The 16,269-nt window shown below is 70.8% G+C and carries 14 protein-coding genes; 8 read left to right on the top strand and 6 right to left on the bottom strand.

The genetic code is table 11. The features are described from left to right. Positions 1-5: 5 nt before the first annotated feature. The 5 genes from AB0M56_RS19980 to AB0M56_RS19960 all read right to left on the bottom strand — a co-directional run bounded on the left by AB0M56_RS19980 (position 6) and on the right by AB0M56_RS19960 (position 6,493). On the bottom strand, positions 6-1,178 hold the full coding sequence (locus tag AB0M56_RS19980; RefSeq protein ID WP_364178077.1) for an FAD-dependent oxidoreductase: 1,173 nt from the start codon (positions 1,176-1,178) through the stop codon (positions 6-8). Continuing rightward, positions 1,175-1,492 carry a bifunctional 3-phenylpropionate/cinnamic acid dioxygenase ferredoxin subunit gene (locus AB0M56_RS19975; RefSeq protein ID WP_364178331.1) on the bottom strand — a complete coding sequence of 106 codons (318 nt, stop codon included), beginning with the start codon at positions 1,490-1,492 and terminating at the stop codon, positions 1,175-1,177. The genes AB0M56_RS19980 and AB0M56_RS19975 overlap by 4 nt, the downstream gene beginning before the upstream one ends. 229 nt (positions 1,493-1,721) lie before the next feature. Further along, complete coding sequence (gene betA, locus AB0M56_RS19970) at positions 1,722-3,380, bottom strand: choline dehydrogenase (RefSeq protein WP_364178074.1); 1,659 nt, start codon at positions 3,378-3,380, stop codon at positions 1,722-1,724. 14 nt (positions 3,381-3,394) lie between these two features. Further along, positions 3,395-4,972: an amino acid permease gene (locus AB0M56_RS19965; RefSeq protein WP_364178071.1), complete on the bottom strand. Its 1,578-nt coding sequence runs from the start codon at positions 4,970-4,972 to the stop codon at positions 3,395-3,397. 54 nt (positions 4,973-5,026) lie between these two features. Further along, on the bottom strand, positions 5,027-6,493 hold the full coding sequence (locus tag AB0M56_RS19960) for an aldehyde dehydrogenase family protein (protein ID WP_364178067.1): 1,467 nt from the start codon (positions 6,491-6,493) through the stop codon (positions 5,027-5,029). A gap of 197 nt (positions 6,494-6,690) precedes the next feature. Here AB0M56_RS19960 and AB0M56_RS19955 point away from each other — a divergent pair, with 197 nt between their 5' ends. Then, positions 6,691-7,272 (top strand): TetR family transcriptional regulator, encoded by a 582-nt coding sequence (locus AB0M56_RS19955; protein ID WP_364178064.1) that lies wholly within the window; start codon positions 6,691-6,693, stop codon positions 7,270-7,272. 263 nt (positions 7,273-7,535) lie between these two features. Next, positions 7,536-8,657: an aromatic ring-hydroxylating dioxygenase subunit alpha gene (locus tag AB0M56_RS19950; protein ID WP_364178061.1), complete on the top strand. Its 1,122-nt coding sequence runs from the start codon at positions 7,536-7,538 to the stop codon at positions 8,655-8,657. Here the strand turns inward: AB0M56_RS19950 and AB0M56_RS19945 are convergent. Beyond that, positions 8,654-9,316 carry a GntR family transcriptional regulator gene (locus AB0M56_RS19945; RefSeq protein ID WP_364178058.1) on the bottom strand — a complete coding sequence of 221 codons (663 nt, stop codon included), beginning with the start codon at positions 9,314-9,316 and terminating at the stop codon, positions 8,654-8,656. The two genes, AB0M56_RS19950 and AB0M56_RS19945, sit on opposite strands and share 4 nt — an antisense overlap. 80 nt (positions 9,317-9,396) lie before the next feature. On the opposite strand from AB0M56_RS19945, the gene glyA reads away from it, so the two are divergent. From glyA to purU, 6 genes are read left to right on the top strand one after another with little or no spacing between them, the layout of a single operon-like run. Continuing rightward, positions 9,397-10,704 carry a serine hydroxymethyltransferase gene (glyA, locus tag AB0M56_RS19940; RefSeq protein WP_364178055.1) on the top strand — a complete coding sequence of 436 codons (1,308 nt, stop codon included), beginning with the start codon at positions 9,397-9,399 and terminating at the stop codon, positions 10,702-10,704. Beyond that, entirely contained in the window at positions 10,701-11,933 is a 1,233-nt protein-coding gene (locus AB0M56_RS19935; RefSeq protein WP_364178052.1) for a sarcosine oxidase subunit beta family protein, read from the top strand. Before glyA ends, AB0M56_RS19935 begins: the two co-directional genes overlap by 4 nt. Positions 11,934-11,941: 8 nt before the next feature. After that, complete coding sequence (locus AB0M56_RS19930; RefSeq protein WP_220240537.1) at positions 11,942-12,220, top strand: sarcosine oxidase subunit delta; 279 nt, start codon at positions 11,942-11,944, stop codon at positions 12,218-12,220. After that, positions 12,217-14,850 carry a 2Fe-2S iron-sulfur cluster-binding protein gene (locus AB0M56_RS19925; RefSeq protein ID WP_364178049.1) on the top strand — a complete coding sequence of 878 codons (2,634 nt, stop codon included), beginning with the start codon at positions 12,217-12,219 and terminating at the stop codon, positions 14,848-14,850. Before AB0M56_RS19930 ends, AB0M56_RS19925 begins: the two co-directional genes overlap by 4 nt. Before the next feature lie 4 nt (positions 14,851-14,854). After that, on the top strand, positions 14,855-15,430 hold the full coding sequence (locus AB0M56_RS19920) for a sarcosine oxidase subunit gamma family protein (protein ID WP_364178328.1): 576 nt from the start codon (positions 14,855-14,857) through the stop codon (positions 15,428-15,430). Then, positions 15,415-16,257 (top strand): formyltetrahydrofolate deformylase, encoded by an 843-nt coding sequence (gene purU / locus AB0M56_RS19915; protein WP_364178046.1) that lies wholly within the window; start codon positions 15,415-15,417, stop codon positions 16,255-16,257. The genes AB0M56_RS19920 and purU overlap by 16 nt, the downstream gene beginning before the upstream one ends. The last annotated feature ends 12 nt before the right edge of the window (positions 16,258-16,269 follow it).

Below are 16,269 nucleotides of genomic sequence, written 5' to 3'. Positions count from 1 at the left end.
GCAGTTCAGGCCACGGGGGCGGGCCGCCGCAAGGCCTGGCGCCGCAACCGGGTGAACTGCTTGGCACTGTTGAGTGCGAAGACCCCGACCGTCACTCCGTTGCGCTGGTAGGTCGCCACGAACGCGGGGTCGTCGGGGCCGCCGTCGGTGAACACGACCTCGTCGCCGGGCTCGGGGTGCCCGGCCAGCTGCAGGGTGCCTTCGTACTGGTCCGACCAGACGTAGCCGCTCGGCGCGTAGTGCCGGGTGGTGGTGCCGGCGAGCAGGTTCGCGACGGCGACACCGGCTTGCTCGCTCGCGTTGGTCCAGTGCTCGTGGCGGTGTCGCCGTCCGCTTTTCTCCGACGGGTAGGCCGCGACGTCGCCGGCCGCGACCACGTTGGGCAGCGCGGTGACGAGCCCGCTCGAGACGTGCACGCCGTTGCCCACCTCGAGGCCCGAACCGGCCAGCCACTCGGTCGCGGGCACCATGCCGATCCCGACGACGACCACGTCGGCCGGCAGTTCCTCACCGCCCACGAGCCGGACGCCGGTCACCCGCCCGCCTGCGGTCACGAGCTCGTCGACGGCGGCGCCGCAGCGCAGGATCGTGCCGTGGCGATCATGCAGCCGCGAGCACACCTCGGCCAGCTGTGGCCCCAGCACGCGTTCGAGCGGCGTGGCCAGCGCCTCGAGCACGGTGACGTCGAGGCCGAGCGAGCGGCAGGTCGACGCGACCTCTGCCCCGATGAACCCGGCGCCCACGATCACCACCCGCGCGCCCGGCACCAGCTCCGCGCGCAGGGCCAGCGCGTCGTCCAGCGTCCGCAGCACGTGGACCCCGGCAACGCCCTCCGTGCCGGGCAGTGTCCGCGCGCGCCCGCCTGTGGCGAGGACGACGCCGTCCACCGCCAGGTCACCGCCGTCGGAGAGCACGAGCCGCCCGACGGAGGCGTCGAGCCGTTCCGCCCGGGTGGCCAGCCGCAGCTCCAGCGATGCCGTGTCGTCGGCGTCGAGCAGGTCCAGCGACTCGCGCTCCGCGGTGCCGGCGAGGAAGGCCTTCGACAGCGGCGGCCGGTCGTAAGGCAGGTGCGGTTCGGCCCCGACGAGCACCACTCGGCCGTCGAACCCCTGCGCGCGCAGCTCCTGCGCGGCTCGCGCCCCGGCGAGCGAAGCGCCGACGATCGCGATGCTTTTCACGCGGCATCCTCGGCGCGCTCCGCTTGCACGTAGATCACGCCACCTTCGACGAGCACCTCGTACGTGCGCACCGGCTCCTTCGCGGGCAGGCACGACGGCATCCCCGTCCGCAGGTCGAACAGCGCCGCGTGCAGCGGGCATTCGACGAAGCAGTCTTCGAGCCAGCCGTCGGCCAGGGACGCGTCCTGGTGGCTGCACGTGTCGCCGATCGCGTAGAGCTCGCCGTCGGCGTTGAACACCGCGATCGGCTCGGGCCCCGCGATCCGGACGGATTCGCCGGGGGGCAGTTCGTCCACTGTGCACGCGCGCAGCATCTGGGCCTCCGGCAGGAGCTGGGGTGTGTGCTTGTGAGGGGCCGTGCTTGTCATGGCACCGTGTTGCGTATTGAGGAACGCAGAACGCGATACGCAACAAGTCTGAGTGCGCGGGCGGGGCGCCGTCAAGGGGTGTCCGGGGTCCGATCGGGGCGGATTTTGTGGCCCGTTCCCGGGCACGCCGCGGACCCGTGCGCCGCGTGGGCGCACGGGTCCGGCAGGCCGACGGTCAGGCGGGACTGTGGCGGTAGAAGGGCTGCTTGATCGGCGCGAGCGGAGTGTTGCCGAGGATCAGGTCCGCGGATTTCTCGGCGGTCATCATCACCGGCGCGTAGATGTTGCCGTTGGGGATGTAGGGCAGCACCGACGCGTCGACCACCCGCAGGCCCTCGGTGCCGTGCACGCGCATGCTGCCCGGGTCCACCACTGACAGCTCGTCCACGCCCATCTTCGCGGTGCACGAAGGATGCAGCGCGGTCTCGGCGTCCTTGGCGACCCAGTCGAGGATCTCCTCGTCGGTCTCCACGGCCGGCCCGGGCGAGATCTCGCCGCCGTTGAACGGGGCGAGCGCGCTTTGGTTGAGGATCTTGCGCGCCACCCGCACGGCCTCCACCCACTCGCGGCGGTCGTTCTCCGTGGACAGGTAGTTGAACCGCAGCGCCGGGTGCTCGCGCGGATCGGTGGAGGTGATCTTCACCGTTCCGCGGGTGTCGGCGTACATCGGCCCGACGTGCACCTGGTAGCCGTGCCCGCCCGCCGGCACCGATCCGTCGTAGCGGATGGCGATGGGCAGGAAGTGGAACATCAGGTTCGGGTAGGCCACCTCGTCGTTGCCGCGGACGAAGCCGCCGCCCTCGAAGTGGTTGGTGGCCGCGGGTCCCGAGCGCAGGAACAGCCACTGCGCGCCGATCCACGGCCGCTTCCACTTCGCGAGCGAAGGCTGCATCGACACCGGCTGCTTGCAGGCGTACTGGATGTAGACCTCGAGGTGGTCCTGCAGGTTCTCGCCGACGCCCGGCAGGTCGCGGACCACGTCGATGCCCAGCTTCTCCAGCTCAGCCGCGTTGCCGACGCCGGAGAGCTGCAGCAATTGCGGTGTGTTGATCGCGCCGCCGCACAGGATGATCTCCTTGCCGTACACCTCCCCGGGCGCGCCGCGGCCCTGCGCGTACTCGACGCCGATCGCGCGGGTGCCGTCGAAGAGGATCTGCGACACGAACGCGTGAGTCTTCACGGTGAGGTTCTTCCGGTGCAGCACCGGGTGCAGGTACGCGCGGGCGGCCGAGAGCCGCCGTCCCTTGCGGACGTTGCGGTCGAAGGCGGCGAAACCCTCCTGCCGGTAGCCGTTCACGTCGTCGGTGCGCGGGTAGCCCGCTTGCACCGCGGCGTCGAAGAAGGCCTCGAACAACGGGTTGGTCGCCGGGCCGCGTTCCAGCTCGAGCGGGCCGTCGTGGCCGCGCCACGGCCCGTCGGGCGCGTCGGCGAGGCAGTTCTCCATGCGGCGGAAGTACGGCAGGCAGTGGGCGTAGTCCCACTCGGACATGCCGGGGTCGCCCGCCCAGCGCTCGTAGTCGAGCGGGTTGCCGCGCTGGAAGATCATCCCGTTGATGCTGCTGGAACCGCCGAGCACCTTGCCGCGCGCGTGGTAGATCCGCCGCCGGTTCATGTGCGGCTCGGGTTCGCTGCGGTAGCCCCAGTCGTAGTACTTGCTGCCGATGGGGAACGTCAGCGCGGCGGGCATGTGGATGAACACGTCCCACTTCGCGTCTTCACGGCCGGCTTCGAGGACCAGCACCTTCGTCGCGGGGTCGGCGGAGAGGCGGTTGGCGAGCGCGCAGCCCGCGGACCCGCCGCCGACGATGACGAAGTCGTAGGTCTCGGTACTCATGTCTCCTCCTTCTCTCAGCCGGTCACGGAACCGGACGCCGGGGTGTCCGGCTGGTGCTCGGGGCTCGTGTGCGCGGCGGCCCAGTGCCGACGGCGGACCCACAGCAGAACCCCGCCGACGAGCACGATCAACGCGGTGATGAGCACGGCACCCCACTGGAAGTACCAGTGGTCGTCGCCGTAGACCTCGGCCCGCGGCCAGATCAGGTTGATCGTCATGCCCGCGCCGTAGAGCACCGCGACGAAGTTCACGAGCGTGCCCCAGCGGCCGAGCTTGAAGTACGGGCCGTGCCCGGGGCGCGGCCACTGCCCGCGCAGGCGGCGCACCAGCATCGGGCCGGTGACCATCAGGTAGGGGATGTAGAACAGGATGATCGCCGTCGAGGTGAGCACGAAGAACGCGCGCTGGTTGCCGAGGTTGATCAGCAGCACCACCACGGTGAGCCCGCCGGTGATCAGCGCCGGCAGCACCGGCGTCTTCGAGCGCGGCGACACCTTCGCCAGCGCCTTGCTGAACGGCAGCCGCCCGTCGCGGGCCATCGCGAAGGTCATGCGGATCGCGGCGGTCTGCACGGCCAGGCAGCACACCGTGATCGCGATGGCCGAGCAGATCAGGAACGCGTCGCCGAGGCCGGTGCCGAGCGTGCTCTTGAGCAGGTACGGCATCCCGGACGTGGAGAGCTCCTCGGCGTTCAGGTCGCCGACGGCCATCATGCCGACCAGCATCATCAGCCCGCCCACGATGAACGCGGCCGTGATCGCGCGGATGATCGCTCGTGGCGCGTGCTTGCGCGGCTGCGTGGTCTCCTCCGCGAGCGAGCCCGCGGTGTCGAAGCCGTAGAACACATACGCGCTCATCAGCGACGCGACCAGGAACGCGCCGAGGTACCCGAGCGACTGGCCGTCGCCGGTGCCGTGGGTGTCGAACACCAGCCCCGGGCCGCGCTTGATGTGCACGGCCAGGGCGATGATCAGCAGGACGCTCGCGCCGAGCTCCACGGCCACGCCGAAGTTGTTGATCTTCGCCATCAGCTTCACGCCGATGATGTTCACGATCGTCGCGAACACCACGAGCACGAGCGCGAGGATGATCGCGTTCTGCGCGCCACCGGGCGTGGAGGTGAGGCCGGCGTCGGAATCGCTGCCGACGATCTGGAACGCGGTGGAGACCTGCGGCAGGATGATCTGGTAGGCCACGGCGACGGCCGCGGCCGTCACGATCGCACCGATGATCATGATCCAGCCCGCGAGCCACGACGTCGCGGGTTTCGCGATCTGCTTGGCCCACTGGTACACCGAACCGGCGAGCGGGAACTGCCCGGCCAACTCGGCGAAGCACAGCGCCACAGCCAGCTGGCCGATGAACACGAGCGGCCAGGTCCAGATGAAGGCCGGGCCGCCCGAGCCGAAGCCGAAGAAGAACAGCTGGAACACGCCGGTCATGATCGAGATGTAGCTGAAGCCGGCGGCGAAGCTGGAGAAGGAGCCGAGCGAGCGCTCGAGTTCCTGCCGGTACCCGAACTTGGCGAGCTCGGAGCTGTCGGAGTGGTCCCCGGCGGACCCCCCGCCCGCCGGCTTGGATCGTGTGGTCATGGTTCGTCGTCCTCAGAGGTGGTGGGGGAGGGGGTCAAGGGGGTGGCGAGCGGATCAGCCTTTGAACCAGCGCTGCGGTACGGGGTCGATGTTGTGGTAGACGTGCTTGGCTTCGCGGTACTCCGCCAGCCCCGAGGGGCCGAGCTCACGGCCGATGCCCGACCGGCCGAACCCGCCCCACTCCGCCTGCGGGAGGTAGGGGTGGTAGTCGTTGATCCACACGGTGCCGTGGCGCAGAGCCCCGGCCACGCGTTGCGCCCGCCCGGCGTCCGAAGTCCACACGGCACCGGCGAGCCCGTAGTCGGTGTCGTTCGCGAGCGTGATCGCCTCGGCCTCGTCGGTGAACCGCTCCACGGTGACCACCGGACCGAAGACCTCCTCCCGCACCACGGCCATGTCGCGAGTGCAGTCCGAAAACACGGTGGGGCGCAAGAAGAATCCCCGCTGCAACGCGGGATCTTCGGGCCGGCCGCCGCCCGCGCGCAGCTTCGCACCCGCCTTGATCGCGCCGGCGATGTAGCCCTCGACCTTCGCGCGGTGCGGTTCGGACACGAGCGGGCCCACCTCACTGGCGGGGTCGAGCCCGTCGCCGACGCGGATCCGGTCGGCCCGTGCGGCGAGCTCGGCGACGAAGCGGTCGTGCACGCCGTCCTGCACGATCAGCCGCGCGCCGGCCGAGCAGACCTGTCCGGAGTGGACGAACGCGGCGGCCAGTGCGTAGTCGAGCGCGGTCTCGAAATCGGCGTCGTCGAACACCACGTTGGGGTTCTTGCCGCCCAGTTCGAGGGCCACGCGCCGGACGCCGCGCGCGGCCGCGGCCATGATCTTCTCGCCCGTGGCGAGCCCGCCGGTGAAGGACACGAGGTCGACGCCGGCGTGCTCCACCAGGGCCGCGCCGACCGCACCCGGGCCGAGCAGCAGATTCACCACCCCGGGCGGCACGCCCGCTTCTTCGGCGAGCGCGACGAGCCGGATCGTGGACAGCGGCGTGACCTCACTCGGCTTGAGCACGGTGGTGTTGCCCGCGGCCAGCGCCGGGGCGAGTTTCCACGACATCTGCAGCAGCGGGTAGTTCCACGGTGCGATGAGCGCGCAGGCACCCACCGGTTCGTGCGTGATCCGGCTGATCGCGCGCGGGTCGCCGGTGTCCACCACGCGCCCGGCGTCGTGCGCGGCCAGGGCGGCGTAGTAGCGGAACACCGCGGTGACGTCGTCGATGTCGATGCGGCCCTCGGCCAGTGTCTTGCCGGTGTCGAGCGTTTCGGTTCGGGCCAGGTCCTCGCGGTCGCGCTGCAGCAGCGCGGCGATGCGGGTGAGCAGGTCCGCGCGGTCGGCCGCGGTCGTTCTTCGCCAGGGCCCGGCGTCGAACGCGCGGCGGGCCGCGGCCACGGCGGCGCCGACCTCGGCGGGACCCGCCACGGCCACGGTGGCCAGCACTTCGCCGGTGGCGGGGTTGAGCACTTCCGAGCGCGCCTCATCGGCGGCTTCGGTCCAGATTCCGTCGATGTGGAGGTCCTTCATCAGGCCTTCCCAAGCAGCTCGCGGAGCCTTTTGCCACGCGGGGTGTGACGCGCGGCACTTCGAGTGCGTACATTTGTACGCTAAGCGTGTACACATGTCCACAACGAGTTCTCAGCGCCGACACCGGACGTTCGCGCGAGGCCGTGCGACGATCAGCGGTGCCCGACGAGACCGGTGAGTGAAGGAGCTTGGCGGCGATGACGACGCGTGACACCGCCGGGCGCAGGAAGCTGCGCGGCCCCAACGACCCCGAGCGGCGGGCCCGGATCGCGAAGGCGGCGATCGAGGTCGTGGCCGAACGCGGCATCGACGGGCTGACCCACCGCGCGGTCGCGGCGGCGGCCGGGGTGCCGCTCGGTTCCACGACCTACCACTTCGCGACGCTCGACGACCTGCTCGAGGTGGCGCTGCACGAGGCCGCCGCGAACAACGTGCGCGAGCTTCAGGAATGGGAGCGCGCGCTCGATCCGGAGGCCGATTTCGCCGCGGCGCTGGCCGATCTGGTGATGGGCTACATCCACGAGCTCTACCCGCACACGGTCGTCGAGTACGACCTCTACGTCGCCGCCCTGCACCGGCCGCGGCTGCGTCCGGCGAGCGCCGCGTGGGACGACGCCCTGATCAAGTTCTTCTCCACCCGCACCGACCCGCTCACCGGCCGGCTGCTCGCCGGGTTGTTCTGCGGCCTGCTCATGCAGGCGGCGCTGGCCGACCCGCCGCCGACCCGGCCGGAGATCGAAGCGCTCTTCCGTCGTGCTATCGAGGGCCCGTCGGCCTGACGGGCTTTCGTTGCGGTGAAGCCGAAACCGCTTCCGCGCACCAGGTTCGCGGCGGCGTCCGGTAATCGGGTGATGCGAAAATCCCGTCCTTGACAGCGCCGGTCGAGCGCCCGCATTGTGTTCCGGAGAGAGCAACCCAGCGCGTCCTGCGCAACATCAACGCCGGCGGTGCCTCTCCCGTGACTTCTGCCGTTTTCGCGCCCGGCGCCTCCCGCATCGTTCCGGCCCGCACCGACCGTCCCGCCCCGAGAGGAGCACCGCCGGTGACCACCACCGACCTCACGCAGAGCCTCCTGCCGACGCTGTCCGGCCGCCACTACACCGACCCGGAGATCTTCGCCCGTGAGCAGGAGCGGATCTTCGAGACGGACTGGTTCTGCGCGGTGCGCACCGCCGACCTGCCGACCGCGGGGGCGTTCGAGACCGTGCAGATCGGCCGCGAGAGCGTGCTCGTCGCCCGCGGCCGCGACGGGAAGGTGAACGCGTTCCTCAACGTGTGCCGCCACCGCGGCGCGCGCCTGTGCACCGACGCGCGAGGGCAGGTGAAGCGGGCGTTCCAGTGCATGTACCACGCGTGGACCTACGGCCTCGACGGCAAGCTCATCGCCGCGCCGAACCTCACCGGCATGCCCGACGTCGACCGCACCGAGTACGGACTCACGAAACTGGCCGTGCGCGAGTGGCTCGGTTACGCGTGGGTGTGCCTGACCGAGGAACCGCCGTCGTTCGAGGCCACGGTGATGGCCGACGTCTCGGACCGGCTCGGCGGGCCGGGGGAGATCGAGGCGTACGGGCTCGACGGGCTTGCGCTCGGCCGGCGCATCGAGTACGACGTGCAGGCCAACTGGAAGCAGATCATCGAGAACTTCATGGAGTGCTACCACTGCGCGACGATCCACCCGGAGCTGACCGAGGTGCTGCCGGAGTTCGCCGGCGGGTACGCCGCGCAGTACTACGTGGGCCACGGCGCGGAGTTCGGCGAACAGATCGCCGGGTTCACCGTCGACGGCAGCGCCGGCGTCACGCGGCTGCCGGGCGTGGGGGAGCACCAGGACCGCCGCTACTACGCGATCACCATCCGGCCGCAGGTGTTCGTGAACCTCGTGCCGGACCACGTGATCCTGCACCGGATGTTCCCGCTCGCCCCCGATCGCACGCTCGTGGTGTGCGACTGGCTCTACCTGCCCGAGGTGGTGGAGTCCGGGGCGGACCTCGACCGCTCGGTGGAGCTGTTCCACCGCGTGAACCTGCAGGACTTCGAGGCGTGCGAACGGTGTCAGCTCGCGATGGACTCGCGCTCGTACGCCCGCGGCGGGGTGCTCGTGCCGAGCGAGCACCACATCGGCGCGTTCCACGACTGGGTCCGCGCGCGGACCGAAGGTTAGATCAGCGCGCGGATCGCCTGCTCGAACCCGGTCACGTGATCGAGCGTGAGGTCGGCGGCCTTCTTCGCGTCGCCCTCGATGATCGCCGTGAGCAGCGGCAGGTGCTCGTTCACGTGTCCGGCCATGCCGCGCAGGCGCGGCAGGAACACACACCAGATGCGGGTGGCGAGGTTGTCGTAGTGGATGAGGGTGTCCTCGAGGAACGGATTGTGCACGCAGCCGTAGATCGCGCGGTGCAGTTCGAGGTCGGTGCGCAGCAGTTCGGTGTTGTCGGCCGGGTTCGCCGCGTCGAGTTGCTCGCGCAGCACCGTGAGACCGGCGCGGTCGGCGTCCGACGCGCGCTCGGCCGCGGCCGCCGTCGCCATCGGCTCCAGGGTGCGGCGCACCTCGGAGATGTGCGCGAGGTCGGCAATGTTGACGTCGGTGGCGAACGTGCCGCGGCGCGGGTAGGCGACCACGAGGTGCTCGGTCTCGAGGCGTTTGAGCGCCTCGCGCACGGGCGTGCGGCCCATGCCGAGCGTGCTGCCGAGCCAGTCTTCGTTGATCGGGTCGCCCGGTTTGATGTCGAGCATGACGAGGCGGTCGCGGATGAACAGGTAGGCCTGTTCCGCGAGTGACGGGCCGCTGACCGGGATCGGGCTGTTGACCTGGGTGCTCACCCCGCCTACCCTACATCGAAGATTGATATATCAGAAGTCGACCAGCCAGTTCTGGGTTCAGCGAACGGAAGCAGGCAGGAATGACCGCGACGATCGGGGGAGCGGGCGCCGTGCTCGGCCGCTCCCTGCAGGACTTCGACCCGGACGTGGCCGCCGCGATCGGCGCCGAGCTGCGTCGCCAGGCCTCGACGCTGGAGATGATCGCCAGCGAGAACTTCGCGCCCACGGCGGTGCTGCAGGCCCAGGGCTCGGTGCTCACCAACAAGTACGCCGAGGGCTACCCCGGCCGGCGCTACTACGGCGGGTGCGAGCACGTGGACGTGCTGGAGAACCTGGCGCGCGAGCGCGTCAAGGAGCTCTTCGGCGCCCGCTTCGCGAACGTCCAGCCGCATTCCGGCGCGCAGGCCAACGCCGCCGCCATGGCCGCGCTGCTCAAGCCCGGCGACCGCATTCTCGGCCTCGCGCTCGCGCACGGCGGGCACCTCACGCACGGCATGCGGATCAACTTCTCCGGCCTGCTCTACGAAGTCTCGGCCTACGAGGTGTACGAAAAGGACTTCCGCGTGGACCTGGCCGAGGTCGCGCGGCTCGCGCGGGAGCACCGGCCGAAGCTGATCATCGCCGGCTGGTCGGCCTACCCGCGGCAGCTGGACTTCGCGCGGTTCCGCGAGATCGCCGACGAGGTGGGCGCGTACCTGATGGTCGACATGGCCCACTTCGCCGGCCTCGTGGCCGCCGGGCTGCACCCGTCGCCGGTGCCTCACGCGCACGTCACGACCACCACCACGCACAAGACCCTCGGTGGCCCGCGCGGCGGTGTGGTGCTGACGAACGACCCGGAGCTGTCCAAGAAGGTGAACTCCGCGGTGTTCCCCGGCCAGCAGGGCGGCCCGCTGGAGCACGTGATCGCGGCGAAGGCGGTGGCGTTCAAGATGGCCGCCGAACCGCAGTTCGCCGAACGCCAGGCCCGCACGTTGCGCGGCGCGAAGCTGCTCGCGGAACGGCTGCTGGCCGAGGACACCACGGCGGCCGGCATCTCCGTGCTGACCGGCGGCACCGACGTGCACCTGGTGCTGGCCGACCTGCGCGATTCCGTGTTGGACGGAAAGCAGGCCGAGGACCGCCTGCACTCGGTGGGGATCACGGTGAACCGCAACGCGGTGCCGTTCGACCCGCGTCCGCCGATGGTCACCTCGGGCATTCGCATCGGCACCCCGGCGCTGGCGACGCGCGGCTTCGGTGACAACGAGTTCCGGGAGGTCGCGGACATCGTGGCCGCGGCGTTGTTGCCCGGTTTCGACGAAACCGTCGCGGAGAAGCTGCGCACCCGCGTGGCCGCTCTCACCGCAAGGTTTCCGCTCTACCCGGATTTGGAGGCCCCGCAGTGAACCCGACGGCCCGCGGCGCCGACCTGCCCGAACACCCGGACTTCCTCTGGGACAACCCGGAACCGAAGCGGTCTTACGACGTCGTCGTGGTCGGCGGCGGGGGCCACGGCCTCGCCACCGCCTACTACCTCGCGAAGGTCCACGGCATCACCAACGTCGCCGTGCTGGAGAAAGGCTGGCTCGCGGGCGGCAACATGGCCCGCAACACCACCATCATCCGGTCCAATTACCTGTGGGACGAGAGCTCCGGCATCTACGAGCACTCGCTGAAGCTGTGGGAAGGCCTGGAGGAGGACCTCGGCTACCCGATCCTGTTCAGCCAGCGCGGCGTGCTCAACCTCGCGCACAGCCTGCAGGACGTGCGCGACAGCGTCCGCCGCGTCGAAGCCAACAAGCTCAACGGCATCGACGCCGAGTGGGTCGACGCGGCCGGGGTCAAGGAGATCTGCCCGATCGTCAACACCTCGCCCGACGTGCGGTACCCGGTGCTGGGCGCCACCTACCAGCCGCGCGCGGGGATCGCGAAGCACGACTACGTGGCGTGGGGTTTCGCCCGCGCGGCCGCCGCGCTGGGCGTCGACCTCATCCAGGACTGCGAGGTCACCGGCATCGAGACCACGGCCGGCCGCGTGACCGCGGTCGACACGACGAGGGGCCGGATCGCCGCCGGCAAGGTCGCGTTGTGCGCCGCCGGGCACTCGTCGGTGGTCGCGAAGATGGCGGGGTTCGACCTGCCGCTGGTGTCGCACCCGTTGCAGGCGCTCGTGTCGGAGCTGCTCGAACCGGTGCATCCGACCGTGGTCATGTCGAACGCCGTGCACGTGTACGTGTCCCAGGCGCACAAGGGCGAGCTCGTGATGGGCGCCGGCATCGACTCCTACGTGGGCTACGGCCAGCGCGGCGCGTTCCACATCATCGAGGACCAGATGGCCGCCGCGCTGGAGCTGTTCCCGGTGTTCGCGCGGGCGCACCTGCTGCGCACGTGGGCCGGGATCGTGGACGTCACGCCCGACGCGTCGCCGATCGTCGGTCTCACCCCCGTGGAGAACCTCTTCGTCAACTGCGGCTGGGGCACCGGCGGGTTCAAGGCCACACCCGGCGTCGGCGACTGCTTCGCCCACACCGTGGCGAAGGGCAAGCCGCACCCGTACGCCGAGCCGTTCACCCTCGACCGGTTCACCACCGGCGCCCTCGTCGACGAGCACGGCGCCGCCGCCGTCGCCCACTAGGAGCTCCCGTGCAACTCATCCCGTGCCCGTGGTGCGGTCCCCGCGAGGAGACCGAGTTCCACTACGGCGGTCAGGCGCACGTCGCCTATCCACAGGACCCGGCCGCACTGTCCGACGAGGACTGGGCGAAGTTCGTGTTCTTCCGCGCCAACCCCAGCGGCCCGCTGCCCGAGCGATGGACTCATTCCGCGGGCTGCCGCCGGTGGTTCAACGCCGTGCGCGACACCCGCACCCACGACCTCCTGGCGGTCTACCGCCTCGACGAGCCCAGGCCGGTGATCCCGTGACCCGATTGCCCGACCGCGGCGTCGTCGACCGCGCCGCCCCGCTGAAGTTCACCTTCGACGGCCGGGAGCTGACCGGCTTCCGCGGCGACACCCTCGCGTCGGCCCTGCTCGCGAACGGCGTGCACCAGGTGGCCACAAGCATCAAGTACGGGCGTCCGCGCGGCATCCTCGCGGCCGGCGTCGAGGACGCGACCGCGCTCGTGCAGATCGAAGCGCCGTTCCCGGAGCCGATGCTCAGCGCGACCACAGTCGAGTTGTACGACGGCCTGGTCGCCCGCGGCCTGCCCGGTCAGGGCAAGCTCGCCGCCGAGCCCGACCCGGCGCGCTACGACGCCAAGCACGTCCACTGCGACGTCCTGGTCGTCGGCGCCGGGCCGGCCGGGCTGGCCGCCGCGGCCGGCGCCTCCGGACGAGTGCTCCTGGTCGACGACCAGCCCGAACCGAGCGGCGAGATCCCGGACGGCGTCCGGTTCCTCTCCCGCACCACGGCGTTCGGCGTGTACGACGACGGGTTCGTGCTGGCGCTGGAACGGCGCGGTGAAAACGCGGCCCCCGAGCGGATCTCGCGCCAACGTGTGTGGCGGATCCGCGCGAAGCGGATCGTGCTCGCGACCGGCGCGCACGAGCGGCCCGTGGTGTTCCCGGACAACGACCGGCCCGGCATCATGCTCGCCGGCGCGGCGCGGACGTACCTGAACCGCTACGGCGTGCTCGCCGGGCGGCGCGCGGTCGTGTTCACCACCAACGACAGCGCCTACGCGGCGGCTTTCGACCTCGCCGACGCCGGTGCGGAGATCGCGGTGATCGCCGACGCGCGGGACACCGTTTCCGCTCACTTGGGGGAAGACGCCGCGGCGCGGGGGATCGAAATCCGGACCGGGCACGGGGTCGTCGGCACCTCGGGGGGTGACCGCATCACGTCGGCGGTCGTCGCGGAACTCGGGGCCGCGCAAGGGGATCGCTTCGCCTGCGACCTGCTGCTCGTGTCCGGCGGCTGGAACCCGGCCGTGCACCTGTTCAGCCAGGCTCGCGGCACTCTGCGCTACGCACCCGAGCTCGGCGCGTACGTCCCGGACAGTGACCTGCCGGCCGTACGCGTGGTCGGCAGCGCGGCGGGGGCAGGCCTGCCGGAGGCGAAGGTGCTGTGGCAGGTGCCGGCGGCGGAGTCCGAAGTGGACACCCGGTTCGTCGACCTGCAGCGCGACGCCACGGTGTCCGACGTCCTGCGCGCGACCGGCGCCGGTCTGCGGTCGCTGGAGCACGTGAAGCGCTACACGACCATCGGCACCGCGCACGACCAGGGCAAGACGTCCGGGCTGCTCGCCGCGGGCATCACCGCCGAGGCGCTCGGGCGAGATCTGGCCGGGCAGCGGCCGACGACGTTCCGCCCGCCCTACACCTCCGTGTCGTTCGCCGCGCTGGCCGGCCGCAACCGCGGCGACCTGCACGACCCGGTGCGGGTGACGGCACTGCACCCGTGGCACGTCGAGCACGGCGCGGAGTTCGAGAACGTCGGCCAGTGGAAGCGGCCGTGGTACTACCCGCGGGCCGGGGAGGACCTGGAAACGGCCGTGCTGCGTGAATGCCGCGCCGCTCGTACCGGCGTCGCGCTGATGGACGGCTCCACGCTCGGCAAGATCGACGTGCAGGGCCCGGACGCCGCGGCGTTCCTCGACCTGCTCTACACGAACCTGATGAGCTCACTCAAGGTCGGCCGCATCCGCTACGGCGTGATGTGCGGCGTCGACGGCATGGTCATCGACGACGGCACCGTGATCCGCGTGGCCGAGGACCGGTTCCTCGTCACCACGACGACCGGCAACGCGGCGATGGTGCTGGAGTGGATGGAGGAGTGGCTGCAGACGGAGTGGCCCCACCTGGGCGTGTTCGCCACGTCGGTGACCGAGCACTGGGCCACGATCCCGCTCGTCGGCCCGCGCTCCCGCGCGGTGCTCGCGAGGGTGGCGCCCGGGCTCGACGTGTCGAATGACGCCTTCGGGTTCATGACCTGGCAGGACGCGGTGGTCGCCGGGATCGACGCCCGCGTCTGCCGGATCAGCTTCTCCGGTGAGCTGGCGTACGAGATCAACGTGCCCTCGTGGTACGGGATCACGCTGTGGGAAGCGCTGCTGGCGGCCGGCGCCGAGGACGGGATCACGCCGTACGGCACGGAAACCATGCACGTGCTGCGCGCCGAGAAGGGCTACCCGATCATCGGCCAGGAGACGGACGCGACGGTGACCCCGCAGGACCTCGGCATGAGCTGGGCCGTGTCGAAGAAGAAGCCCGACTTCCTCGGCAAGCGATCCTTCACGCGTGCGGAGAACCTGCGGCCCGACCGCAAGCAGCTCGTCGGCCTGCTGCCGCAGGACCCGGCCGTGCTGTTGCCGGAGGGCTCGCAGCTGATCGAGACCGACCACGTGCCCGAGCCGCCGGTGCGCATGCTCGGCCACGTCACGTCCAGCTACCGCAGCGCCGCGCTGGGCCGCACGTTCGCCCTCGCGCTCGTGCGGTCCGGACGGGAACGCGTCGGCCAGACGCTGTACGTGCCGGTGGGCGACGCCGTGGTGCCGGTGACCGTGACGGAATCCGTGCTGTTCGACAAGGAGGGGACCCGCCGTGACGGTTGATCTGATGCGCCGCGCCCCGCTCGCGGCCCACGCGGCCGCGCTGGCCGCCCTCGCGCCCGCCGTGGTCGCGGAGGAACGGCCGTTCCTGACGCAGCTCACCGTGCGGGTGCGCGAAGGCCATGATGAGGTGGGGGAGCTGCTCGGTGTACCGTTGCCGGCCCAGCCGTGCACCTTCACCTCCGGCCGCGGGCCGTTCGGTGCCGTGGACGTGCTGTGGCTGGGCCCGGACGAGTACCTGGTCCTCGCCGAACCCGGCGCGGTGACCGAGACGGATCTGCGGCCGGCGATCGCGGTGGGCGCGGTGACCGACACGTCGGCGCAGCGCACCACCGTCCGGCTGGCCGGGCCGGCGGTGCGCGACGTGCTCGCGCACGGCTGCGCGATCGACCTGGACCCGGCCGTGTCGCCGCCCGGGACCTGCGTGCAGACGTTGTTGGCCCGCACCGGAATCGGGCTGCTGGTCCGAGAGGCCGGCGAGTTCACCGTGCTCGTGCGCCAGTCCTTCGCGCCCTACTTCGCCGCGTGGCTGGCCGACGCCGCCACCGAGTACACCGAGGAGGGGCCTTGGCCTTCACGCTGACGCTCAAGTGCCCCGAACGCGCGGGCATCGTCCACGCCGTCACCACGTTCCTGATGGAGCGCGGGTGCGACATCGTCGAGCACCAGCAGTTCGACGACGACGTGCGCGGCTCGCTGTTCCTGCGCACCTGCTTCACCTGTTCCGTGCCGGCCACTGTGGACGATCTCCGGAGGGCGTTCGTGCCGGTGGCCGGTGACTTCGGCATGGAGTTCGAGTTCGCCGACGGTACGGCGCCGCGGGTGCTGGTGATGGTGTCGAAGTTCGGGCACTGCCTCAACGACCTGCTCTTCCGCTGGCGCGCCGGCAGCCTGGGCGCCCAGATCGCGCTGGTGGTGTCGAACCACGAGGATCTGCGCCCGATGGTCGAGGCCGCCGGGGTGCCGTTCGAGCACGTGCCGCTGACTCCCGCGACGAAGGCCGGAGCCGAGCAGCGGCTGCTGGACCTGCTGTGGGAACACGAAATCGACCTGGTCGTGCTCGCCCGGTACATGCAGGTGCTCTCGGACGAGCTGTGCGGCAAGCTCGCGGGCCGCGCGATCAACATCCACCACTCGTTCCTGCCGGGGTTCAAGGGCGCGAAGCCCTACCACCAGGCCTACGACCGGGGCGTGAAGTACGTGGGCGCGACCGCGCACTACGTGACGCCCGACCTCGACGAGGGCCCGATCATCGAGCAGGAAGTGCAGCGCGTGGACCACACGTACTCACCGCGGGAACTCGTCACCGTCGGACGTGACGCCGAGGCGCTCGCGCTGTCGCGAGCGGTCCGCTGGCACAGCGAACGCCGCGTCCTGCTCAACGGCAACAGCACCGTCGTCTTCCGGTAAGGAGTGTTCTTC

The organism is Amycolatopsis sp. NPDC051372 (genome assembly GCF_040682095.1).
Lineage (GTDB): Bacteria > Actinomycetota > Actinomycetes > Mycobacteriales > Pseudonocardiaceae > Amycolatopsis.
Note: the sequence above shows the minus strand (reverse complement) of the source record. Positions and strands in the feature narration are given on the sequence as shown.